Here is a 22,711-nt window from a genome sequence, read left to right on the forward strand (position 1 = left end):
TAAAGCCGCGAATTGTAGGCACTTGGATACCGACCCGCAGGCTTCTGAAACGAAAGAGGCGCACCGCGTTGGCGGTGCGCCTCTTGGTAGGACCGGCTCGCTGCCGGATCAGTAACGCGTTAGCGGGCGCGCCGGATGCTGCTGCATCCGGACGCAGCCTTAGTTCTTGCTCTTGTCGACCAGAGCGCCCTTCTTGATCCAGGGCATCATGTCGCGCAGCTTCGCGCCGACTTCCTCGATCGGGTGCTGAGCGAGCTTGGCGCGGGTAGCCTTGAACGAGGTCTGATTGACCTTGTTCTCGAGCATCCAGTCGCGGGCAAACTTGCCGCCCTGGATGTCGGCGAGAACGCGCTTCATCTCGGCCTTGGTCTCGGCGGTGACGATGCGCGGACCGGTGACGTACTCGCCGTATTCGGCGGTGTTGGAGATCGAGTAGTTCATGTTGGCGATGCCGCCTTCATAGATCAGGTCGACGATCAGCTTCACTTCGTGCAGGCACTCGAAATAGGCCATCTCCGGCGCGTAGCCGGCTTCGACCAGGGTCTCGTAGCCGCCCTTGATCAGCTCGACCAGGCCGCCGCAGAGCACGACCTGCTCGCCGAACAGGTCGGTCTCGCACTCTTCCTTGAAGGTGGTCTCGATGATGCCGGCGCGGCCACCGCCGACGGCCGACGCGTAGGACAGGCCGAGGTCATGGGCGTTGCCCGAGACGTCCTTGGCGATCGCGATCAGGCAGGGCACGCCGCCGCCGCGCTGATATTCCGAGCGCACGGTGTGGCCGGGACCCTTCGGCGCGATCATGAGCACGTCGAGGTCGGCGCGCGGGTCGAGCAGGTTGAAATGGACGTTGAGGCCGTGCGCGAACACCAGCGCCGCGCCCTTCTTCATGTTGTCGTGCAGGTGATCGCGATAGATGTCGCCCTGGAGCTCGTCCGGGGTCAGCATCATGACGAGGTCGGCCCATTTGGCAGCTTCGGCGACTTCCATCACCTTGAAGCCGGCGGCTTCCGCCTTCTTCACCGAGCCCGAATCCTTGCGCAGCGCGATGGCGACTTCCTTGACGCCGGAATCCTTCAGATTGAGCGCATGGGCATGGCCCTGGCTGCCATAGCCGACGATGGCGACCTTCTTGCCCTTGATCAGGTTCAGGTCGGCGTCGCGATCGTAATAAACACGCATAGGTCGTTTCCTCGTTCAGGGCCGAAAATCGGCCAATGGTCAGTGTCCGAAGGGTGAAATTTGCGGATTTCGGGGGCTGTCTAGAGCATTTCGGCCCCAGAGGGAAACCCGTTTCTGCATGGAAATCCGCGACATCATGCATCCATGAAAACGGGGTAGAGGGAAGCCAGCAGCAGGATCGCCATCAGGATATTGAAGGCGCGGACCAGCCGCTCCGAGGTCAGGACCGGCCGTAATGCGGAGCCGAACAAGGCCCAGACCACGGTCGAGACGGTGCCGACGATCAGGCTGATCAGGGTCTGGATCGCGATATTGAGCGGGAATTGGGCGATCGCCGCATAGGCGGTGATGGTGCCGATCACGATCACCCAGCCCTTGGCATTGATCCATTGGAACATCGCCGCGCCCCAGAAGGTCATCGGGCCTCGGCCATCTCCCTCCCCCGGTCTGGTCGGACCGGACATGGCGATCGCGGCGGCAAGATAGATCAGGTAGGCGGCGCCGGCATATTTCAGGATGGTCTGCAGGATCGGATAGGCCAGGAACACCGAGCCGAGCCCGAGGCCGACCGCGGCGACCATGAAGGCAAAGCCGAGGACGATGCCGACGATGTGCGGGATGGTGCGCCGGAAGCCGTAGGTGAGGCCCGACGACAACAGCATGATGTTGTTCGGCCCCGGCGTGAAATACATCACGACCATGAAGATGAGGAAGGCATAGAACAGCGACTGGGACATGCTCACCTCACGCCGTCTTCGGCGACGGTTCTTCGGGTAACGCGTTGGGCCGCTTCGCCAGCACCATGACCGCGATACCGGCGATCACGGTCAGCATGCCGGCAAGCCGCAGGGGCCCGAACCGCTCGCCGAACACGATGCTCGAGGCCGCCGAGCCGACGAACGGCACCAGCAGTGCGAACGGCACCACCTGCGCGGCGGGATAGTCGCGCAGCAATCGGCCCCACAGCCAATAGGCGATGCTGGTGGAGATCGCGCCGATCACGAGCAGGCAGATGAGGCCGGTGAGCGACATGTGGATCAGCGACTGGAGGGTCGGCGCCGGCCCGTTGACGACCAGCGCAAGCGCGAAGAGCGGCACCGCGGCCGTGAGGCAGAGCCAGGCAAACAGATCGAACATCGGCGCGCCGCGCGCCCCGCGCAGCAGAAGATTGCCGATCGCAAAGCAGACCGGAGCGATCATCAGCACCGCAAAGGCCGCGACGCTGAAATCGTAGCCGACCGTGCCGCAGATCATCAGGAGGCCGATTGCGGCGATGCCGATGCCGAGCGTCTGCACCGGCGTCGGCCGCTCGCCGAATGCGATCGCAGCGAAGCCGATCGTGAAAAGTGCCTGGCTCTGCACCACGACGCTGGTCAGCCCGACCGGCACGCCATGGGCGATGCCGTAGGCTTGGGACAGGAACTGGCCGAGGAACAGCGTGAAGCTGATCGCGATCAGGAGCGACCAAGCGACCTTGGGCTTCGGAATGAACAGGCACGGCGCCGCCGCAATGGCGAAGCGCATCGCCGTCATCAGCTCCGGCGAGAACTCGTCGAGTGCGATCCGGCTCGCCACGAAGGCAAGCCCCCAGATGATCGCCACCAGGAGGGCGATGAGGATATCGGCCGGCTTCATTGTTGTTCTCGGCTCTGCCCTGTCGTGCAGTCCTGTTGTTGTTCGTTTTAGCCTTGCTCGCCGGCTCTTGGTTTGCGCAGCAGATAGGTGCCGTGCATCGGTGCGTGGTAATCGGCCGAGACCAGCGTGAAGCCGACGTCGGTCAGCATCCGCTCCATCACCCAGCCGAAGGTGGAATATTCGTCCCGCATGTGCGTGACGACGCCATCGCGCGAAAAATCGTGGTTCTTGATCTGGAAATCGGCCCATTGCTCGACGTCGCGCTCGACCGCGTCCGGCATCGATGCGTAGACGATGTCGCGCAGATAGAACGTCGCGCCCGGCTTGAGCGCGCGAAAGATCCGCGACATCGCCACCGCCTTCCAGAAATCCGGCAAATGATGCAGCGTGAATTCGCTGACGATCAAATCGTAGGATTCCGGCCGATAGGCGAAGCTGAGCAGGCCTGCGGACTGGGTGCGCACGGGCGCCTTGCGATCGCGCGCGTAGATCTCGGCAAGCGCCAGCATCGCCGGCGAAATGTCGATGGCGTCGACCTCGGCGCCCATCAGCGCCGCTTCGGTCGCCAGCACGCCGTTGCCGCAGCCGATATCGGCGATGCGCCAGCCGCGCTGGACTCCCAGCATTTTCAGCGCGGCGCGCGCCCGCAGATCGGCATCGTCGTGGGCGTCGTAGATCGAGGCCACAGCGGGCTCGATCCCCATCCGGTTCCGCTCGTTATAGTACCAGTCGCGCGCCAGCATGGTTCACATCCCTTCAGGCCCGCGGCCGATCGCGGCAACGCCGGTGCGCGACACCTCGACGAGGCCGAGCGGGCGCATCAGGTCGATATATTGATTGATCTTGTCGGTATTGCCTGTGATCTCGAACACAAAGCTCTCGGTGGTGGCGTCGATCACCCGGGCGCGGAACGCATCCGCCAGCCTCAGTGCCTCGACGCGATGCTCGCCCTGGCCGCGCACCTTGACCATGGCGAGCTCGCGCTCGATCGAACGCCGGGTCTGGGTCATGTCGACGACTTGGTAGACCGGGATCATGCGGTCGAGCTGGTTCTTGATCTGCGCGATCACCATCGGCGTGCCCGTCGTGACGATGGTGATGCGCGATAGATGCTTCTGGGCCTCGGTCTCGGAGACCGTGAGGCTTTCGATGTTGTAGCCACGGCCCGAGAACAGGCCGATGACGCGCGCGAGCACGCCGGGCTCGTTCTGCACGAGCACAGCGAGCGTGTGGGTCTCGTTCGGATCGTGGCGCTCTTCGATGAAGTAGGCGGATGCGGGCTGGTTCATTGTCGTCCCCTCAAATCTCTCTCGTCACACCAGCGCCTTGCCGCCGGCGAACGCCTTCGCGGTCGCCTCGTCATTCGCCTGCTCCGGCAAAAGCATCTCGTTGTGCGCCTTGCCGGAGGGAATCATCGGGAAGCAGTTTTCGAGCGCCGCGACGCGGCAGTCGAACAGCACCGGGCGTTTGACCGAGATCATCTCCTGGATGGCGCCGTCGAGATCGCCGGGCTTGTGCACCTGGATGCCGACGCCGCCATAGGCCTCGGCGAGCTTGACGAAGTCCGGCAGCGCCTCCGAATAGGAATGCGACAGACGGTTGCCGTGCAGCAGCTGCTGCCACTGCCGCACCATGCCCATGTACTGGTTGTTCAGGATGAAGATCTTGATCGGCAGCTCGTACTGCACCGCCGTCGACATCTCCTGCATCGTCATCTGCACCGAGGCATCGCCTGCGATGTCGATGACGAGGCTGTCGGGATGGGCCACCTGCACGCCGACCGCGGCCGGCAGGCCGTAGCCCATGGTGCCGAGACCGCCCGACGTCATCCAGCGATGCGGCTCCTCGAAGCCGTAGAACTGCGCCGCCCACATCTGGTGCTGGCCGACTTCGGTCGTGATGTAGGTGTCCCTGCCGCGCGTCGCCTCGAACAGGCTCTGGATCGCGTGCTGCGGCAGGATGACGTCGTTGCTCTTCTTGTAATAGAGCGAGTTGCGGGCGCGCCATTGCGCGATCTGCTGCCACCACGACTTGATGTCAGGCCTCTTCGCCTCCGCCTTGAACACCTGCAGGATGTCGCCGAGGATGTTGCCGCAATCGCCGATGATCGGCACGTCGACGCGGATGTTCTTGTTGATCGAGGACGGGTCGATGTCGATGTGGATCTTCTTCGAGCCCGGGGAGAACGCATCGACGCGACCGGTGATGCGGTCGTCGAAGCGCGCGCCGACGCACAGCATGACGTCGCAATCATGCATCGTCATGTTGGCCTCGTAGGTGCCGTGCATGCCGAGCATGCCCAGCCAGTTCTTGCCCGACGCGGGGTATGCGCCGAGGCCCATCAGCGTGGAGGTGATCGGGAAGCCGGTGACCTCGACCAGTTCGCGCAACAGCCTGGTCGCTTCGGGGCCGGAATTGATGACGCCGCCGCCGCTGTAGATCACGGGGCGCTTGGCGTTCGCGAGCAGCGAGACGGCCTTGCGGATCTGCGTCGCATCGCCCTTCACGCGCGGCGCGTAGGAGCGGTGCACGTCGGACTTGCGCGGCGGATGATAGGTGCCGGTCGCGAACTGCACGTCCTTGGGCACGTCGACCAGCACCGGGCCGGGACGGCCGGAGGTCGCGACGTAGAAGGCTTCGTGCAGCACTTTTGCGAGATCGTTGACGTCCCGCACCAGCCAATTGTGCTTGGTGCAGGGCCGCGTGATGCCGACCGTGTCGCATTCCTGGAAAGCATCATTGCCGATCAGATGCGTCGGCACCTGGCCGGAGATGCAGACCAGCGGGATCGAGTCCATCAGCGCGTCGGTCAGCGGCGTCACCATGTTGGTGGCGCCGGGACCGCTCGTCACCAGCGCGACGCCCGGCTTGCCGGTCGAGCGCGCATAGCCCTCGGCGGCGTGGCCCGCGCCCTGCTCGTGACGCACCAGGATGTGCTGGACCTCGCTCTGCTGGAAGATCTCGTCATAGATCGGAAGCACCGCGCCGCCGGGATAGCCGAAAATGTCAGTCACGCCGTGATCGATGAGCGCGCGAACGATCATCGCGGCGCCGGTCATCTGGTTCGGATCGTGGCTCTTGTCGCTCATTGGCTTGCTCCGGATGCGCTGTTGTCAGCGGCTTCGTTCGTGTCGGGTTTGGGAAATAAAAAAGGCCCCGAAGAGGGCCCATGCACACCGCCTGTCATGTGGATGGCAGCTAGCCATCCCCGGCGGTGTGCCTGGGTACGACGGCGATAAGGAGTTTGGTAATAATGTTACGCATGGCAGGTGCCCGGCTTCCCAAAGGTTGCGCGAAACATAGCGGCCAAAGCCCGGATGTCAAGGCAATGCGGCCGTTCCCGCGCGATTTTGGCAGTGTAGCGGTGTTCCCCGGGTTCGGCGAGAGGTAAATTGGGGAACCCGAAGGGAAAGTGTGTCAGCCGCCGTCCCGCGCCGCCCTCCCGACGGCCGCAAGCCACTCCCTCGCCTCCTCCGGCTTGACCCATTCGAAGTCAGGCAATTGGTGCCGGAACCAGGTGAATTGCCGCTTGGCGTAGTGGCGGGTGTCGGCGCGCCCGATGGTGGCGGCCTGCTCAAGGCTGAGCTCGCCGCGCAGATGCCGGATCAGGGCCGGCACGCCATGGGCCTTCATCGCCGGCAGCAGCGGATCGAGCTGCCTCGCGGCGAGCCGCTCGACCTCCTCCAGCGCGCCGGCACCCAGCATGGCATCGAAGCGGGCATCGATCCGGGCATAGAGCTCGTCGCGCCCGGGCGCGAGGAAGACGGCGCGAAAGCTGCCCTTGGGCAGCAGCGGCGGCTGGCCCTCCCGGTGCCAGTCGAGCAGCGACCGGCCGGTCGCCTCGATCACTTCGAGTGCGCGCGCGATGCGGGTGCGGTCTCGCAGGTTCAATCGCTCCGCGGCGCGCGGATCGCGGGCAGCGAGTTCCGCATGCAGCGCCTCCGCCCCGTTCCGCTCCAGCCGCGCGCGGACGTCCTCGCGCACCTCGGCAGGAATGGGCGGTACCACCGAGAGTCCCGCCGTCAGCGCCTTGAAATAGAGCCCGGTGCCGCCGATGAAGATCGGCAGGCGGCCTTCGGCGCGCGCCTCGTCGAGCGTCTTGGCCGCATCAGTCACCCAGGCGCCGGCCGAGAAATTCAAGGCGGCATCGACATGGCCGTAGAGACGGTGCGGAGCGCGCGCTTCCTCGTCACGGGTCGGCCGTGCCGTGATGATGCGCAGGTCGCGGTAGACCTGCATGGAATCGGCATTGATGACGATACCGCCGGTGGCGAGCGCGAGCTCCAGAGCCAGCGCCGACTTGCCGCTGGCGGTCGGTCCTGCGATAAGCACGGCCTCGCCAACGGGCCTTCTGCCGACTTGCTCCTCGCTCACGAAAACCTCAAATGTCCCTCGTCGCCACGCTGATCTGCAACCCCGACAATCCCGCGCTCGACTCCACCATCGTCGACGGGGCCCGCGCCGTGCTGCCGCAGGCATCGCCAGCACACTGGCTGTTCGACGGCGTCGCGGTTGATATCCCCTTCGGTGCCGACTGTAACCTCGAAGCCGACCGCCACGCCATCGAGCAGCGGCTGCGCGAGCTGCGCGGCAACCTGCCCATCGACATCGTGGTGCAGCCTGTCGGCTTCAGGCGCAAGAAGCTTTTTCTCGCCGACATGGATTCCACCATGATCGGCCAGGAATGCATCGACGAGCTCGCCGATCTCGTCGGGGTGAAGGCGCATGTCGCCGCCATCACCGAACGCGCCATGCGCGGCGAGATCGAGTTCGAGCCGGCGCTGCGCGAGCGCGTCGCACTGCTGAAGGACCTGCCCGCCAGCGCGGTCGACGAAGTGCTGGAAGAGCGCATCACGCTGACCCCGGGCGGCCGCGCGCTGGTCGCGACCATGCGGGCCAACGGCGCCTATACCTGCCTCGTCTCCGGCGGCTTCACGCTGTTCACGACCGCGGTCGCGGCCAAGATCGGCTTCCAGGAGAACCGCGCCAACGAGCTCGTCGTGCGCGACGGCAAGTTCACCGGCGAGGTGAAGGAGCCGATTCTGGGCCGCGCGGCGAAGCTCGCGACGCTGGTCGACCTGATGGAATCGTTCGATCTCGACGACATCGACTCGGTCGTGGTCGGCGACGGCGCCAACGATCTCGCGATGATCCAGGCGGCCGGGCTCGGCGTTGCCTATCACGCCAAGCCGGCGGTTGCGGCGGCGGCGGCCGCGCGGATCGATCATGGCGATCTCACCGCGCTGCTCTATGCGCAGGGGTACAAGCGCGAGGAGTTCGTGGAGGGGTAGCCACCTCCCCTCCGCCGTCATCACCCGCGAAGGCGGGTGATGCAGTGTTCCAGAGACAGAGCGGGATACGGGGAGACCGCGGCGTACTGGATGCCCCGCCTTCGCGGGGCATGACAGCGAGTGTGGAGCGAAAAGCCTGCCTTACTGCACGCTCAGCGCCACGAAGCGCAGCTCGCCGTCGGCATTGGAGACCAGCAGCAGCACCGATTTCTTGCCGTCCTTCTTGAGCTGATCGACCCGCTTCTGGATGTCGGCACCGCTCGAGACCGCTTCCTGCGCAACCTCGACGATGACGTCTCCGGCCGAGAGGCGCTTCTCCGCGGCGTCGGAATTGGCGTCAACATTGGTGACGACCACGCCCTTGACGCTGTCCTTGATCTTGTAGCGCGTGCGCAGATCCTTGTTCAGCGCGGCGAGATCGAGGCCGAGCGCCTTCTGCGTCACCGGCTTTTCCGGCGCCGGCTCGTCGGTCTTCACCGCGGCCTGCACCTTCTCGGGATCCTGGAGGCGGCCGAGGGTGACTTTCTTGGTCTGCTCCTGGCCCTTGCGGATGATGACGACGTCGACCTCCTTGCCGACCGCCGTGTCGGCGACGACGCGAGAGAGGTCCTTCGGATCCTTGACGTCCTTGCCGTCAAACTTGACGACGACGTCGCCCGGCTCGATGCCGGCCGGCTTGGCCGGGCCCTTGTCGTCGACGCCCGCAACCAGCGCGCCGCGCGCGGGCTTGATGTTGAGGCTCTCGGCGATCTCGTCGGTGACGCTCTGGATGCGCACCCCGAGCCAGCCGCGGCGCAGCTCGCCGAACTGGCGCAGCTGATCGACGACGCCCACGACCGTCTTCGACGGCACGGCGAAGCCGATGCCGATCGAGCCGCCCGAGGGCGAGATGATCAGCGTGTTGACGCCGATGACGTCGCCGTCGAGGTTGAACAGCGGACCGCCGGAATTGCCGCGATTGATCGACGCGTCGGTCTGGATGTAGCTGTCGTAAGGCCCCGAGGAGATGTCGCGGTTCTTGGCGGAGACGATGCCGGCGGTCACCGTGCCTCCCAGGCTGAAGGGATTGCCGATCGCGACCACCCAGTCCCCGAGGCGCAGCTTGTCGCTGTCGCCGAACTTCACCGCGACCAGCGGCTTCGGCGGCTTGATCTTGAGCACGGCGAGGTCGGTCTTCTTGTCGACGCCGACCAGTTCGGCCTTGATCTTGGTGCCGTCGTTGAGGATGACGTGGATCTCGTCGGCATCCGCGATGACGTGGTTGTTGGTGACGACGACACCCGCGGTGTCGATGATGAAGCCGGACCCGAGCGAGTTGGTCTTCTTCGGGGCGCTGCCGTTGTCGCCGCCCTTGCTGCCGCCGGGGCCCCTGCGGTTCTTGAAGAAGTCGTCGAAGAACTCTTCGAAGGGCGAGCCGGGCGGCAATTGCGGCATGGTGTTGCTGCCGCCGCCCTTGGCTTCGACGGTCTGCGAGGTCGAGATGTTGACGACCGCGTCGATCACCTTCTCGGCGACGTCGGCAATGCCATCCGGTCCGCGCGCCTCTGCCGGCGTGCCGAACGCACTGAAAGCACTGACGACGAGCGCGGCCAGCCCTAAACGCAAGCGGGTCGGGGCAATGGTGGCAGCGGGCATTGGTATCTCCAGAGAAAAGGATTCGGGTCCAGACTGCGCTCGAACGGGGGGACGGCGCAAGCACGGAGCTTAACGGCCTCAAGACCCCGATAATACGGCGAAAACCCGCCTTTCGGCTTCACTTTGGCGTTGGTGCGAGGGTCTAGACCGGACGCCGCATCACCCAGATCAGGATCAGGCCGGCGACCGCCGAACCGATCCCGACCACCCGCAGGATATTGTCCGGCGTGGCGATGGCGCTCTTCATGGCCTTGCGCATCCAGTTCGGACTGGCAGCAAACATCAGGCCTTCCAGCACGAACAGGATGCCCAAGCCGATGAGGAAATCGGAGAACGCAATGGACCTCATCGGATTGGAACCTCTCGTGACGCTGTTTTCGTTTGGACGAAGGGCGGCGAGATTCGCCGCCCTCTATCTAGCTTACGGCTTCGCCGGCGTCTCGGTGGCCATCTTGCCGGACGGGTTGCTGAAGTACCGGAAGAAATCCGAATCCGGCCGCAGCAGGAAGCGGGTATCGTTCGACTTCAGGCCGTTCTCATAGGCGGTCATCGACCGGTAGAAGGCGAAGAAGTCGGCGTCCTTGCTGTAGGCTTCCGCAAACAGGCGGTTGCGCTCGGCATCGCCTGCACCGCGGGTCTGCTCGGCCTGCGAGTTGGCCTCCGCGATGATCACGGTCGCCTCACGGTCGGCCTTGGAGCGGATCTCCTGGGCCTTCTGGCCGCCCTGCGCGCGGAACTCGGCCGCTTCGCGCTCGCGCTCGGTCTTCATGCGCTGATAGACCGCCTGGCTGTTCTGCTCCGGCAGGTCGGCACGGCGGATCCGGACGTCGACGACCTCGATGCCGTAGCCGTCGGCCTCGTGATCGAGCTGATCGCGGATGCGCTGCATCAGCTTCTCGCGGTCGTCGCGCACCACGTTGATGAAGGTGACTTCGCCGAGCACGCGGCGCAGCGCCGCGTTGAGGAGCGTGGTGAGCTGGATGTTCGCAGCCTGGATCGAGCCGACGCTCTGATAGAAGCGCAGCGCGTCCTTGATGCGGTAGCGCGCGAAGGCATCGACCACGAGCCGCTTCTGGTCGGACGCGATCGCTTCCTGCGACGGGTTCTCCAGGTCGAGAATCCGCTTGTCGATGTTGATCACCGAATTCCACGGCGCCTTGAAGTGCAGGCCGGGGGCGGTGACGACGTCGACGGGCCGGCCGAACTGCAGCACGATGGTCTGCTCGGTCTGCTGCACCGTGAACAGCGACATGTAGCCGACGACCACGACGAACAGGAGCGCGATCAGCGTGACGAAACCTGTGACCGGAGACCTCATCGGTTGCCTCCGCTCGACTGCGGACCGGTGCTAGGCGGCCGCTTGGTGGTCAATTCGCCCAGCGGCAGATAGGGCACGATGCCCTGGCCTGAAGAGCCGCCGTCATAGACGAGCTTGTCCGCGCCGCCGAGCACGCGCTCCATCGTCTCCAGATAGATTCGTTCACGCGTCACGTCGGGCGCCTTCTTGTATTCGTCGTACACCTTCAGGAAGCGCGCGCTCTGGCCCTTGGCCTCGGCGACCGCCTGCTCCTTGTAGCCTTCGGCGGCCTGCTGAATCTGCGCCGCCCGTCCGCGCGCCTGCGGCACGACCTGGTTGGCGTAGGTCTGCGCTTCGTTCTGCAGCTGCTCGAGATTGGCGCGCGCCGCCTGGACGTCGCGGAAGGCATCGATGACCTGCGCGGGCGGGTCGACCTTCTGCATCTGCACCTGGCTGATCTGGATGCCGGCGCCGTAGCTGTCCAGCGTCTTCTGGATCAGCTCCTGGACGCCCTGCTCGGTAACGTTGCGCGCACCGGTCAGGATCGGCTGGATCTGCGATCGGCCGATCACCTCACGCATCGCGCTTTCGGCGACCGCCTTCACGGTGCCTTCGGGGTTCTGAATGTTGAACAGGAAATTGCCGACACCGTTGGGCTTGATGCGCCACAGCACGGTGAAATCGACGTCGACGATGTTCTCGTCGCCCGTCAGCATCAGGCTCTCTTCCGGCACGTCACGGATGGAGCGGCCGCGCCGTGCGGGATCGTCGATCAGCGTCATGCCGATCGAGATGGTGTTGACACGCAGCGCCTTGGGCAGCAGCACGGTCTCGATCGGATAGGGCAGATGATAGTTCAGGCCCGGGTCCACGGTGCGGACGTGCTTGCCGAAGCGCAGCACGACGCCCTGTTCTTCGGACTGCACGCGGAAGAAGCCCGACAGCAGCCAGAACGCGATGATGAGCAGGATGATCAGCGTGATGCCGATGCCGGAGAAATAGCCGCCCGGCATGATCTGCTGGAGGCGATCCTGGCCGCGGCGCAGAAGGTCTTCCAGATCCGGCGGCCTCGGCCCGACCGGTTGCGGGCCTGAGCCCCATGGTCCCTTTGGACCCGAGCCCCATGGGCCACCGCCCTGATTCTTCCACGGCATTCGACGCTCTCCTCGGCAGGGTGGAATTGCCCCCGCCCGCTTTGTCCGGTCCGGCTTTATAGGGGACAGGCAGGTCCCTTACAACGCAGCCCTGACCGTCTTCCGAGCTATGCTCGGGCACGAAAAAGTCAATGTAAACATTGACGAAAGCGGTTAATGGCCGCGCCGCCGACGATATGTCACATAGGAGTAGTCGGCGCTGTCGTCGGGTCCGGCAGGATGGCGGACGCGTCCAACCTCGTCCCATTCCGCCTTGTCGATGTCGAAATGCGTGTCGCCTTCGGGTCGAGCATGCACTTCGGTGATCTCGAGGCGATCGGCGCGGTCGAGCCATTGCCGGAAGATCTCGGCGCCGCCGATCACGGCGATCTCGGTGACCGAACGCCGCAGGGCATCGCCAAGCGCAACCGCGCCGGCATCCGTGGCGGATGTCGTGACGACGGCCCCATTGGCGCGATAAGCCGTATCGCGCGTGATCACGATATTGGTCCGGCCCGGCAGGGGACGGCGGGGCAGCGATTCGAAAGTCTTGCGGCCCATGATCACGGGCTTGCCGATGGTCAGCGCCTTGAAGCGCGCCATGTCGGACTTCAATCGCCACGGCATCGCATTGCCCGCGCCGATGACGCCATTCTCCGCGATCGCGACGACGAAGACGATCTCCATCAGGCAGAGCTCCCGGCAAGCCGTGTCAGCGCCGGCCCAGTGACGCGGCACAGCGTCCAGTCGTCCATCATGACGGCGCCGAGCGATTTGTAGAACGCGATCGACGGCGCATTCCAGTCGAGCACCGCCCATTGCAGGCGCGACCAGCCGTTGTCGACACATTCCTTCGCGAGATAGACCAGCAGCGCCTTGCCGAGGCCTTTGCCCCGATGCGACGGCCGCACGTAGAGATCCTCGAGATAGATGCCGTGGCGGCCGCTGAAGGTGGAGAAGTTCGAAAACCAGACCGCAAAGCCGACGGCTTCACCGTTCCACTCGGCAATCGCGCAGTAGAGCTGCGGCCTGTCCCCGAACAATGCCTCGGCGATGTCGGCTTCTGTTGCCTCCACCTCATGCGAGAGCTTCTCGTACTCGGCGAGCTCGCGGATGAAATCGAGGACGAGCCCGGCTTCACCCGGGCGCACGCGGCGGATGTTGAGCGACATCCGGGTCAGACCGCGACTTCCGCCTTGATGTGCGGATGCGGGTCGTAGCCGACGAGTTCGAAATCCTCAAAGCGGAAGGACGAAATGTCCTTCACATCAGGGTTGATCCGCATCACCGGCAACGGACGCGGCGTCCGCGTCAGTTGCAGCCGCGCCTGCTCCAGGTGATTCGAATAAAGATGGGCGTCGCCGAGCGAGTGCACGAAGTCGCCGGGCTTCAAGCCCGTGACCTGCGCGACCATCATGGTGAGCAGCGCGTAGGAGGCGATATTGAAGGGCACGCCGAGGAAGACGTCGGCCGAGCGCTGATAGAGCTGGCACGACAGCTTGCCGTTCGCGACATAGAACTGGAACAGCAGGTGGCAGGGCGGCAGCGCCATCTTCTCGACGTCGGCGGGATTCCAGGCGGTGACGATCAGCCGGCGGGAGTCCGGGGTGCGCTTGATCATGTCGACGACGTTGGCGATCTGGTCGATGCTGCGGCCGTCGGCCGTGGGCCAGGAGCGCCATTGGTGGCCGTAGACCGGGCCGAGATCGCCATTGGCATCCGCCCACTCGTCCCAGATGGTGACGCCGTTGTCGCGCAGATATTTGATGTTGGTGTCGCCCTTCAGGAACCACAGCAACTCGTGCACGATCGCCTTCAGCGGCAGCCGCTTGGTGGTCAGCATCGGGAAGCCCGCGGACAGATTGAAGCGCATCTGGTGGCCGAACACCGAGAGCGTGCCCGTGCCGGTGCGATCGGTCTTCTCCGCGCCGTCTGAAAGAATCCGCTCGAGCAGGTCCTGATACTGGTGCATGTGCGACTGTGCCTTTGGGGAGGCGGCGAACTTAGCGGCCGCCCCCGCGCTGCAACAGCGGCGATTCGCTGTCCGCACCGATTATACCCGGAAAAATGAGTGGTCTCGGCGCAAACGACAAGGGGCGGAACTCGGCGTCCCGCCCCTCGCCTATCAGCTTGAAAGTACAGATTAAGTGGCCGGCTTCAGCACCGGGGTCCACTTCGCGATCTCGTTCTTGACGAGGGTGGCCAGCGCTTCCGGCGTGCGCTCCGCAGGGGTCGGGATGACGCTGCCGAGCTCGAGCAGGCGCTTCTTCACGGTCTCGTCGTCGAGCGCCTTGCTGGCCGCGGCGGTCAGGGTGGCCACGATCGCGGCCGAAGTTCCCTTGGGCGCGAACATCGCATTCCAGGCCTGGGCCTGGAATTTCGGCAGGCCGGCTTCCGCCGTCGTCGGCACGTTCGGCAGCGACGGATTACGCTCCGGCGTTGCGATCGCGTAGGCCTTGATGGTGCCGGCGTTGATCTGCGGCACAGCGTTGACGATCTGGTCGCACATGTAGTCGACCTGGCCCGCCACCAGCGCGTTCATCGCAGGTCCCGTGCCGTTGAAGGGCACGCCGACCGGCTTGATGTCGAGGATCGAGTGCAGGAGCTCGCACGAGACGTGCGAGACCGAGCCCACGCCGGCATGCGCGGCGTTGACCTTCTCGGCATTGGCCTTCACGTAGGTCACGAACTCCTTCAGGTCCTTCGGCGGAAAGTCCTTGCGCGCCAGGATCAGGATCGGCGTGCCCGCGAGCAGCGCGATCGGCTCGAAATCCTTTTCGGGATGATAGGCGAGCTTGGGATAGAGCGGCACGGAGGCGGCATGCGTGCCCATGTGCCCGGTGATCAGCGTGTAGCCGTCATTGGCCGCACGCGCGGCGCGCGTGGTCGCGGTGGTGCCGCCGGCGCCGACCACATTCTCGATGATGATGCTCTGTCCGAGCGTCTGCGCCATGTGCGCGGTGACGATGCGCGCGACGACGTCGGTCGGGCCGCCGGCCGCGAACGGCACGACCATGGTGATGCTGCGCGTCGGGTAGGTCTGAGCCTTCGCCGGTGTGACAAAGGCGCACAGCGATGCAAGCGCTGCGGCACATGCGCTCGAAGCGAGCGCGCGAATAAAGGTCATGTCGATCCCCTTTGGACACAAAAATGCCGGCCCAAGGGCCGGCATTTCCATTTCACAAAGCCGTAACACAAGTCGATTGGACTTCCGAATGCGGCGTGCCGACGCAGGAGCGCGACCTCAGTTCTCGGATTCGGTGAACACCTCGTCGCGCTTCGATCGGAGCGCTGGCAGCACGGTGAGGACGAGAAGGGCAGCAGCGACCGCCAGCAGCACCGCCGACAACGGACGCGTCAGGAACACGCTCCAGTCGCCGCGCGAGATCAGCAGCGCACGGCGCAGGTTCTCCTCCATCAACGGTCCCAGCACCATGCCGAGCAGCAGAGGTGCCGGCTCGAAATCGTGCTTGATCAGCCAGTAGCCGACGAGACCGAACACGCCGGCAAGGATGACGTCGACTGGCGCGTTGTTCACCGAATAGATGCCGATCGCGCAGAAGATAACGATCGAGGGGAACATCAACCGGTACGGCACGCGCAGCAGTCTCACCCAGATTCCGACCAGCGGCAGGTTGATGATGATCAGCATCAGATTGCCGATCCACATCGAGGCGATCATGCCCCAGACGAGGTCCGGCTGCTTCTGCATCACTTGCGGGCCCGGCACGATGCCGTGAATGGTCATCGCGCCCACCATCAGCGCCATCACCGCGTTCGGCGGGATGCCGAGCGTGAGCAGCGGGATGAAGGAGGTCTGCGCCGCGGCATTGTTGGCGCTCTCCGGCCCCGCCACGCCCTCGATCGCGCCGCGGCCGAACCGCGACGGGTTCTTGGCGAGCTTCTTCTCGAGCGTATAGGCGCCGAACGACGCAATCGTCGCGCCGCCGCCGGGAAGGATGCCGAGGATCGAGCCGAGCACGGTGCCGCGCAGGATCGCGGGCGCCGAATCGATCAGATCCTTTCTGGTCGGCATCAGGCCGGTGATCTTCTGTTGCACGAGATCGCGGCTCATCTCGGCGCCGGCGTCGAGATTGCGGATGATCTCGGCAAAGCCGAACACGCCCATCGCCACCGTCGCAAAGCCGAGACCGTCGGCGAGCTCCGGAATGTTGAAGGCCATGCGGGAGGCGCCGGTCTCGATGTCCGAGCCGACCATGGACAGCAACAGGCCGAACACGATCATCGCGATCGCCTTCAGCACCGAGCCCTTGGCAAGCACGACCGCAAAGATCAGGCCGAGCACCATCAGCGAGAAATACTCCGCCGGACCGAACGCCAGCGCGAGCTTGGTCAGGGGCGCGCCGAGCACGGCGATGAGCACGGTCGCGACGCAGCCGGCGAAGAACGAGCCGATCGCGGCGATCGCCAGCGCCGGGCCGGCGCGGCCTTGCCTCGCCATCTGGTGGCCGTCGATGGCCGTGACGACCGACGTCGCCTCACCGGGTATGTTGACCAGGATCGACGTGGTCGAGCCGCCATACTGGGCGCCGTAATAGATGCCGGCGAGCATGATCAAGGCGCCGACCGGCGGCAGTCCGAAGGTGATCGGCAGCAGCATCGCGACGGTCGCGATGGTGCCGATGCCCGGGAGAACGCCGACCAGCGTGCCGACGAGAGCGCCGATCAGGCACATCAGCAGGTTGATCGGCGAGAGCGCGACGACGAAGCCGTGAGCGAGGTTGGCAAAAAGGTCCATCACGCCCTCACTGATTCAGGAAACGCGGAAACATCGGCATCGGCAGCCCGAGCACGTATGGAAAAAGGATCGCACAACCTACCGTCAGGCAGGCGCCGACGATCGCCGCTTCACGCCAGCGCGTCTCCTCCGAGCCCATCGCGGCGATCATGAAGCTGACAAAGGCCGTGACCACGACGCCGAGCGGCCGGATCGCCAAAGCGAAGAACAGGATCGCGGCCACCACGAACAATGGTCCTCGCCAGGCATAGTGGGCCATCGCCGGCCCATCGGTCAGAAGACCCGTCAGGGCGATGCCGGCGGACAAGGCAACCAGCAATCCGCCGAACATGCGCGGCGCGGTGCCTGCGCCGAAGGAGAAGCCCCGCATGCCCTGCAAATCGCTCCCGGCCCACAGCGCGAACAGGGCAACCGCCATGAGGACGACGCCTCCGACATAATCCTGCGCCGACCGGACCGTCATGAACAGCGTGAGAATAGCCACCACGAACAGTGGGTAGGAATAGATCAGCGCGAGCAGCACATCCGATGACGCCTTCTTGGTGTCACCGCTGGCCGCACCGATCAACGCTCCCGGCGCGCCGGCGAGCAACGCCGTGGCGTGGCCGATCACCACGGCGGCCGGGCCGCGGCCGGTACCCCATCCGAAGATCGTCCCGATCGACCAGATCAATTCGAAGATCTGCGGCGCAATCGCCAGCAGACAAAAGCCGACCGCCAACCGGGTGTTTCGGGTGGCCGTCGCTGAGTGGCCCATCGTGTCGGCCATGCATGTCTCCTCCGCGACCCGTAAGTCACGAGCACTGTTGTTCTAAATCGGCTGGAACTGGATCCCCCGCCCGGATCACTGCCTAGCGATTTTCATTACACAATGCCAGCAAAACCCAACAGGCCCCCGGCAAGCAGTAGCCAAAGTGGATTGAGGCGCGAGACCGATGCGATGACCGCAGCCATTGCGGTCAGAAGCAGTGCAACAATTGTGCGATCGGTCGACTGGGCCAGGATGAGGGCACTCGCCGCCATCAATCCGATCGAGAGAGGAACCAGTGCAGCCTGAATCAGGCCGGGCCAGCGCGATCGGCTCGGCCGATTCATGAGCCGGCTGACCTAATAGGCAAGCAGCGCCGTCGGCAGGCACATCGCCAGCGTCGCAGCCAGAGCGCCGGGGATGCCGGCGACGGCATAGCCGATTAACGTCACGATAAGCACGTTCGGACCTGGCGAGAGTTGCGCGATCGCATAGGCATCGCTGAACTGCTTCTCGGTCATCCAGTGATGGACCTCGACCGCGATGCGGTGCATCTCGGGCACCGCCGCCGCAGCGCCGCCGACCGCGAACAGCGACATCAGTCCAAAGGTGGCGATCAGCGCCCAGATCGGGTTTTCGGCGTTCATGCTGCTACTTTCCGTCGCAGGAAATAAGTGGTGCCGACACTCACGGGGATGGCAGCCAGCAGCACCGCCGGAAGCGGCAGGCGGAGCACGCCGATGGCGAGGAACACACCGAGCATCAGGATCAGCGCGAGGGGGTTCGTCCGCTTCAGCAGCGGCGTCATCATGCGGAAGACCACCGCGATCAAAAGGCCGACCGCCGCACAGGAGACGCCTGCGAGGATGCGCCGCAGCACCTCCACATCGCCAAACCGGGCATAGATGATCGCAAGCACCGTCATGATCAGCGTCGGCGGCAGCAGAAGCCCGGCGAAGGCGGCAACGCCACCGGCAATCCCGCGCAGCCGCGCGCCGAACACCATCGACAGATTGACGATGTTGGGCCCTGGCAGGAAATGGCAGAGCGCAAAAGTCTCGTTGAACTCGTCCGCATTCATCCAGCGGTGCTGCTCGACGATGGCCCGCCGGGCAAACACCAAGACCCCGCCGAAGCCCGCCAGCGACATCCGGGCGAAAGCCAGGAACAGGTCGAGCAGCCCGGGCGGCACGGCGGCAGCGGCTGGATGGTCCGGCTCTTGTGGGGCCGGTGCAGAATCCTCGGACATGTCAGAAGCTTAGAACGGCGACCGTGACGCGGCCAAGCCCAGCGGGAACCTGCCCTGAGGGAACCTCGGGATGGCCCCTCGAAACACCTGTCATTTGAAACCTTTGCCCCCTATATTGGGGGTGCCGGTTCGCCGGCTATGGAAATAAACGGTCGTCGTAATAAACCATTCGGACCCGGGGGCGGTACCCGGCGCCTCCACCAAAGCCCACCAACGGACACTCCGGAAGCGGGCTTTGGCGGGGGCGAAATAGGATCGACGAGGGCGTAAAGGGCGTGCTTTTTCCCGGTATTGTTCCGCCGTTATCGGGCTACTGCAATAGTTGCCAACGACAACTTTGCTCCGGTTGCTCAGGCTGCGTAACGCAGTTTGAAAGACCATCTTAAAGTCCTAACGGGTTAAGCTCCGTTAGGCGGGGTTCGGAGGCACCTGGCAACAGAAGCCTCCACTTACCTTATTCCTACCCCGGCGATTTCCTGCCCGGCGGGACTCCTGCTGACCCGTCAGGCGCGGTACTATCGCGGCTTGGCGAGTCGGGCCGGCAGGGCCCACTCCTGCAATGCAACAGGACGACCATGGCGACCGATCATATCCGATACGATGTGCTGGCCCGCGACGCGCTGCGCGGCGTGCTGCGGAAGGTGCTGACCGATGCCGCGTCCCATGGACTGCCCGGTGAGCACCATTTCTTCATCACCTTCGTGTCGAAGGCCGAGGGCGTGAAGCTGTCGTCGCGGCTGCTGGCGCAATATCCGGAAGAGATGACGATCATCCTGCAGCACCAGTTCTGGGATCTGACCGTGCTCGAGGACCGCTTCGAGGTCGGCCTGTCCTTCGGCGGCATTCCGGAGCGCCTGATCGTGCCGTTCAGCGCCATCAAGAGCTTCCTCGATCCGTCCGTGAAATTCGGCCTTCAGTTCGACACCTCCGACGTCGCCGAGGTCGCGCCCGAGACGCTGCCCGCCGCTCCCGCCCCGTCCGCGGTCGCGGTGCCGGCGCCTGCCGCTGAAGCGGCGGACAGCACGGAAGAGCCGGCGGCCCCGAGCCAAGGCGGCGCCGAAGTCGTGCGGCTCGATCGTTTCCGCAAGAAATGATCTAGATTGGGCCGGAGCCCGTCGCGCCCGGCCAAACTCCCTATATAGAGCTACATGAAGAGGCCGTGCGGCGTTTCGCGCGGCGGAATGGATGCGCTCATGGCCAAATCTGCTCGCCCCAAGACTGCTCGCCCCGCGACCCGCCCCGAGACCGACAGTTTCGGCCCCATCGAGGTCCCCGCCGATCGCTATTGGGGCGCACAGACCGAACGTTCGCGCCAGAACTTTCGCATCGGAACGGATCGCATGCCGATCGCGCTCGTGCACGCGCTCGGCATCGTCAAGCTCGCCGCCGCGCAGTCCAATCTCGAACTCGGCCTGCTCGACCAGCGCCGCGCGGGTGCCATCATCCGCGCCGCGCGCGAGGTGATCGAGGGCAAGCTCGACGATCATTTTCCTCTTGTCGTGTGGCAGACCGGCTCCGGCACCCAGACCAACATGAACCTCAACGAGGTGATCGCCAACCGCGCCAATGAGCTGCTCGGCGGCGAGCTCGGCGCCAAGAAGCCGGTGCATCCCAACGACCACGTCAACATGAGCCAATCGTCGAACGATTCGTTTCCCACCGCGATGCACATCGCGGCCGCAAGCCGCATCAACGCCGACCTCGTCCCTGCGCTCAACGAGTTGCTCCGCGCGCTGCGCAAGAAGGAGAAGGCGTTCGCGAAAATCGTCAAGATCGGCCGCACCCACACCCAGGATGCAACGCCTCTGACGCTCGGCCAGGAGTTTTCCGGCTATGCCGCTCAGGTCGAAAGCGGCATCGCGCGGCTCAAGGTCGCGGTGAAGGACCTCCATCCGTTGGCGCAGGGCGGCACCGCCGTCGGCACCGGCCTCAACTCGAAGCCGCGCTTTGCAAAACTGTTCGCAAAGCATGTCGCCGGCATCACGAAACTCCCCTTCACCAGCGCCGCCAACAAATTCGAGGCGCTGGCCTCGAACGATGCCTATGTACTGGTGCACGGCGCCATCAATTCGGTGGCGACGGGCCTGTTCAAGATCGCCAACGACATCCGCCTGCTCGGATCCGGCCCACGTTCGGGGTTGGGCGAGCTGATCCTGCCGGAGAACGAGCCGGGCTCGTCGATCATGCCGGGCAAGGTCAACCCGACGCAATGCGAGGCGATGACCATGGTGTGCTGCCAGGTGTTCGGCAATCACACCGCGATCACGGTGGCCGGCAGCCAGGGCCATTTCGAGCTCAACGTCTACAAGCCCGTGCTCGCCTACAACATGCTGCACTCGATCCGCCTGATGGCCGATGCCGCGCGATCCTTCACCGAACATTGCGTCAGCGGCATCCGTGCCGACGAGAAGCGCATCGACGAGCTGATGCAGCGCTCCCTGATGCTGGTGACGGCGCTCGCCCCGAAGATCGGCTACGACAACGCCGCCAAGGTGGCCAAGACGGCCCATGCCAACGGCACCACGTTGAAGGAGGAGGCGCTGCGGCTCGGCCTGGTCTCGGCCGACGAGTTCGATCGCCTGGTGCGCCCCGAGAAGATGACCAGCCCGGGATAAAATTCCGAATTCCGATTGCCATCCGTAATGATACGGACCCTAACGCCTTAGAAATGTGCGGCTTTGGGGGCGGGATTTGATTACCGTCAATGTTCTGGCGGGACGGCGTGCTACGCAGCCCTTCTGCCCCCTCGACGGGGCCAATTTCATCCTTTGATGGCCCAAGGGGCCGATTGACGAGGACGAGCGAATGGCGATCAAGTCATGTGGGGCGCAACGCGGCACCCTGTTTCGGAATGTTTCATCCAGCCTGAAGAGGATCGGATGATGGAGACGCGACATGGGGAACGTCATCAACCTGAATCGTTTCAGGAAGCGCGCCGAGCGGCAAGCCTCGGCGAAGCAGGCGGAGGCCAACCGGACGAAGTTCGGGCGCACGAAGGCGGACCGGTCGGCGGAGCAGACGCGCGCGGACAAGGCGAAGGCGCACCTGGATCAGCATCAGATCGATCGCGAGGAGCAGCCATGAAGTCGCCCGTCGTGAAACGGTCGATCGTCGTCGCCGGGCACAAGACCAGCGTCAGCCTGGAAGAGGCGTTCTGGAACGGCATGAAGGAGATCTCCGGCCTGCGCAACATGACGTTGTCCGAGCTGGTCGGCGAGATCGACAACAACCGCCAGCAGGGCAATCTGTCGTCGGCGATCCGTCTGTTCGTCCTGGACTACTTCAAGAGCCGCGCCATGGCCGCCCAGCCGGACAAGGTCCCGGCCCAATAGCCAGCCGTCGGGGGCGCCTTCGAGGGCGCCCCGCCGCCCGCACTTTAAAATCACTCTAAGGTGCGGTTTCAACGAGCGCATTCGCTTGACCTCAATGCCTTGCGTTGAAAATACAGGGCATGACCGACACCAATAATGACACGCGCCCGCACATGCCGCTGGGTCTGGCCCAGCGCGGCTATACGGGCGTCATCCAGCACCTGTCCGCGCGCGAGGCGGGCTCAGCGCTCTCCGACATCGAGCTCGAGAGCCGCCTGATCGAGCTCGGCTTCGTCGAGGGCGCCCGGGTCGAGGTCCTGCACGAGGGGCTGGTCGGGCGCGATCCGATCGCCGTGCGGGTCGACAGCATCACGATCGCGGTCCGACGCCGCGAGGCCATGGCCGTCATCGTCGCCTAGACGGCGACCGGACGCCTCATCCCAGGCTTTTCGACAAGCCTTTCGCCAAGCCGTT

Annotated in this window: 24 protein-coding genes, 1 other RNA gene and 1 pseudogene; 7 read left to right on the forward strand and 19 right to left on the reverse strand. The window is 64.7% G+C overall.

The window, feature by feature from the left end:
- Positions 1-159 precede the first annotated feature (159 nt).
- The 7 genes from ilvC to miaA all read right to left on the reverse strand — a co-directional run bounded on the left by ilvC (position 160) and on the right by miaA (position 7,188).
- Positions 160-1,179, reverse strand: a complete 1,020-nt coding sequence (gene ilvC, locus AC0WRY_RS27185) for a ketol-acid reductoisomerase (protein ID WP_194403842.1) — start codon at positions 1,177-1,179, stop codon at positions 160-162.
- Between the two features lie 134 nt (positions 1,180-1,313).
- Positions 1,314-1,916, reverse strand: coding sequence for a LysE family translocator (locus tag AC0WRY_RS27190; protein WP_194403843.1), 603 nt, complete (start codon positions 1,914-1,916; stop codon positions 1,314-1,316).
- 7 nt (positions 1,917-1,923) lie between these two features.
- Positions 1,924-2,814 (reverse strand): EamA family transporter, encoded by an 891-nt coding sequence (locus AC0WRY_RS27195; RefSeq protein ID WP_194403844.1) that lies wholly within the window; start codon positions 2,812-2,814, stop codon positions 1,924-1,926.
- Positions 2,815-2,861: 47 nt separating this feature from the next.
- On the reverse strand, positions 2,862-3,557 hold the full coding sequence (locus AC0WRY_RS27200; protein ID WP_194403845.1) for a class I SAM-dependent methyltransferase: 696 nt from the start codon (positions 3,555-3,557) through the stop codon (positions 2,862-2,864).
- 3 nt (positions 3,558-3,560) lie between these two features.
- Complete coding sequence (gene ilvN / locus AC0WRY_RS27205; RefSeq protein WP_028145447.1) at positions 3,561-4,103, reverse strand: acetolactate synthase small subunit; 543 nt, start codon at positions 4,101-4,103, stop codon at positions 3,561-3,563.
- Positions 4,104-4,127: 24 nt separating this feature from the next.
- Positions 4,128-5,903: an acetolactate synthase 3 large subunit gene (locus tag AC0WRY_RS27210; protein WP_194403846.1), complete on the reverse strand. Its 1,776-nt coding sequence runs from the start codon at positions 5,901-5,903 to the stop codon at positions 4,128-4,130.
- Positions 5,904-6,231: 328 nt separating this feature from the next.
- Positions 6,232-7,188 carry a tRNA (adenosine(37)-N6)-dimethylallyltransferase MiaA gene (gene miaA / locus AC0WRY_RS27215; protein WP_194403847.1) on the reverse strand — a complete coding sequence of 319 codons (957 nt, stop codon included), beginning with the start codon at positions 7,186-7,188 and terminating at the stop codon, positions 6,232-6,234.
- Positions 7,189-7,199: 11 nt separating this feature from the next.
- Here miaA and serB point away from each other — a divergent pair, with 11 nt between their 5' ends.
- The gene (serB, locus tag AC0WRY_RS27220; RefSeq protein WP_491121718.1) at positions 7,200-8,105 is read left to right on the forward strand and encodes a phosphoserine phosphatase SerB; all 906 of its coding nucleotides are present in this window, start codon (positions 7,200-7,202) and stop codon (positions 8,103-8,105) included.
- A 141-nt stretch (positions 8,106-8,246) separates the two neighbouring features.
- On the opposite strand, the gene AC0WRY_RS27225 is transcribed toward serB, so the two are convergent.
- From AC0WRY_RS27225 to AC0WRY_RS27280, 12 genes and pseudogenes are all read right to left on the reverse strand, one after another.
- Complete coding sequence (locus AC0WRY_RS27225) at positions 8,247-9,740, reverse strand: Do family serine endopeptidase (protein WP_194403849.1); 1,494 nt, start codon at positions 9,738-9,740, stop codon at positions 8,247-8,249.
- A gap of 142 nt (positions 9,741-9,882) precedes the next feature.
- Positions 9,883-10,089: a DUF2065 domain-containing protein gene (locus tag AC0WRY_RS27230; RefSeq protein ID WP_194403850.1), complete on the reverse strand. Its 207-nt coding sequence runs from the start codon at positions 10,087-10,089 to the stop codon at positions 9,883-9,885.
- Between the two features lie 72 nt (positions 10,090-10,161).
- Positions 10,162-11,058, reverse strand: a complete 897-nt coding sequence (hflC, locus tag AC0WRY_RS27235; RefSeq protein ID WP_194403851.1) for a protease modulator HflC — start codon at positions 11,056-11,058, stop codon at positions 10,162-10,164.
- Positions 11,055-12,191: an FtsH protease activity modulator HflK gene (gene hflK / locus AC0WRY_RS27240; RefSeq protein ID WP_194403852.1), complete on the reverse strand. Its 1,137-nt coding sequence runs from the start codon at positions 12,189-12,191 to the stop codon at positions 11,055-11,057. Before hflK ends, hflC begins: the two co-directional genes overlap by 4 nt.
- Positions 12,192-12,344: 153 nt before the next feature.
- Complete coding sequence (locus AC0WRY_RS27245) at positions 12,345-12,857, reverse strand: dihydrofolate reductase (protein ID WP_194403853.1); 513 nt, start codon at positions 12,855-12,857, stop codon at positions 12,345-12,347.
- The gene (locus AC0WRY_RS27250) at positions 12,857-13,342 is read right to left on the reverse strand and encodes a GNAT family N-acetyltransferase (RefSeq protein WP_194403854.1); all 486 of its coding nucleotides are present in this window, start codon (positions 13,340-13,342) and stop codon (positions 12,857-12,859) included. Before AC0WRY_RS27250 ends, AC0WRY_RS27245 begins: the two co-directional genes overlap by 1 nt.
- 5 nt (positions 13,343-13,347) lie before the next feature.
- Positions 13,348-14,142 carry a thymidylate synthase gene (locus AC0WRY_RS27255; protein WP_194403855.1) on the reverse strand — a complete coding sequence of 265 codons (795 nt, stop codon included), beginning with the start codon at positions 14,140-14,142 and terminating at the stop codon, positions 13,348-13,350.
- Positions 14,143-14,313: 171 nt separating this feature from the next.
- Complete coding sequence (locus tag AC0WRY_RS27260) at positions 14,314-15,297, reverse strand: tripartite tricarboxylate transporter substrate binding protein BugD (protein WP_194403856.1); 984 nt, start codon at positions 15,295-15,297, stop codon at positions 14,314-14,316.
- Positions 15,298-15,414: 117 nt separating this feature from the next.
- Positions 15,415-16,929: a tripartite tricarboxylate transporter permease gene (locus AC0WRY_RS27265; protein ID WP_246776340.1), complete on the reverse strand. Its 1,515-nt coding sequence runs from the start codon at positions 16,927-16,929 to the stop codon at positions 15,415-15,417.
- 7 nt (positions 16,930-16,936) lie between these two features.
- Positions 16,937-17,698: a tripartite tricarboxylate transporter TctB family protein gene (locus AC0WRY_RS27270; RefSeq protein ID WP_194403858.1), complete on the reverse strand. Its 762-nt coding sequence runs from the start codon at positions 17,696-17,698 to the stop codon at positions 16,937-16,939.
- A 95-nt stretch (positions 17,699-17,793) separates the two neighbouring features.
- A pseudogene (locus tag AC0WRY_RS27275) lies at positions 17,794-18,324 on the reverse strand (chromate transporter).
- Positions 18,321-18,926, reverse strand: a complete 606-nt coding sequence (locus AC0WRY_RS27280; protein WP_194403860.1) for a chromate transporter — start codon at positions 18,924-18,926, stop codon at positions 18,321-18,323. Before AC0WRY_RS27280 ends, AC0WRY_RS27275 begins: the two are co-directional and overlap by 4 nt.
- A gap of 84 nt (positions 18,927-19,010) precedes the next feature.
- Between AC0WRY_RS27280 and ssrA the strand changes: the two genes are divergently transcribed.
- The 6 genes from ssrA to AC0WRY_RS27310 all read left to right on the forward strand — a co-directional run bounded on the left by ssrA (position 19,011) and on the right by AC0WRY_RS27310 (position 22,656).
- Positions 19,011-19,376: a transfer-messenger RNA gene (ssrA, locus tag AC0WRY_RS27285) on the forward strand.
- Positions 19,377-19,501: 125 nt separating this feature from the next.
- The gene (locus tag AC0WRY_RS27290) at positions 19,502-20,020 is read left to right on the forward strand and encodes an SspB family protein (RefSeq protein ID WP_194403861.1); all 519 of its coding nucleotides are present in this window, start codon (positions 19,502-19,504) and stop codon (positions 20,018-20,020) included.
- A gap of 87 nt (positions 20,021-20,107) precedes the next feature.
- Positions 20,108-21,541 carry a class II fumarate hydratase gene (gene fumC, locus AC0WRY_RS27295; RefSeq protein WP_194403862.1) on the forward strand — a complete coding sequence of 478 codons (1,434 nt, stop codon included), beginning with the start codon at positions 20,108-20,110 and terminating at the stop codon, positions 21,539-21,541.
- A gap of 280 nt (positions 21,542-21,821) precedes the next feature.
- The gene (locus AC0WRY_RS27300) at positions 21,822-22,010 is read left to right on the forward strand and encodes a DUF4169 family protein (RefSeq protein WP_194403863.1); all 189 of its coding nucleotides are present in this window, start codon (positions 21,822-21,824) and stop codon (positions 22,008-22,010) included.
- Positions 22,007-22,258 carry a ribbon-helix-helix domain-containing protein gene (locus AC0WRY_RS27305; protein WP_025038043.1) on the forward strand — a complete coding sequence of 84 codons (252 nt, stop codon included), beginning with the start codon at positions 22,007-22,009 and terminating at the stop codon, positions 22,256-22,258. Before AC0WRY_RS27300 ends, AC0WRY_RS27305 begins: the two co-directional genes overlap by 4 nt.
- Before the next feature lie 119 nt (positions 22,259-22,377).
- Positions 22,378-22,656: a FeoA family protein gene (locus AC0WRY_RS27310; protein ID WP_194403864.1), complete on the forward strand. Its 279-nt coding sequence runs from the start codon at positions 22,378-22,380 to the stop codon at positions 22,654-22,656.
- The last annotated feature ends 55 nt before the right edge of the window (positions 22,657-22,711 follow it).

The sequence above is a fragment of the Bradyrhizobium sp. T-12 genome (assembly GCF_058314695.1).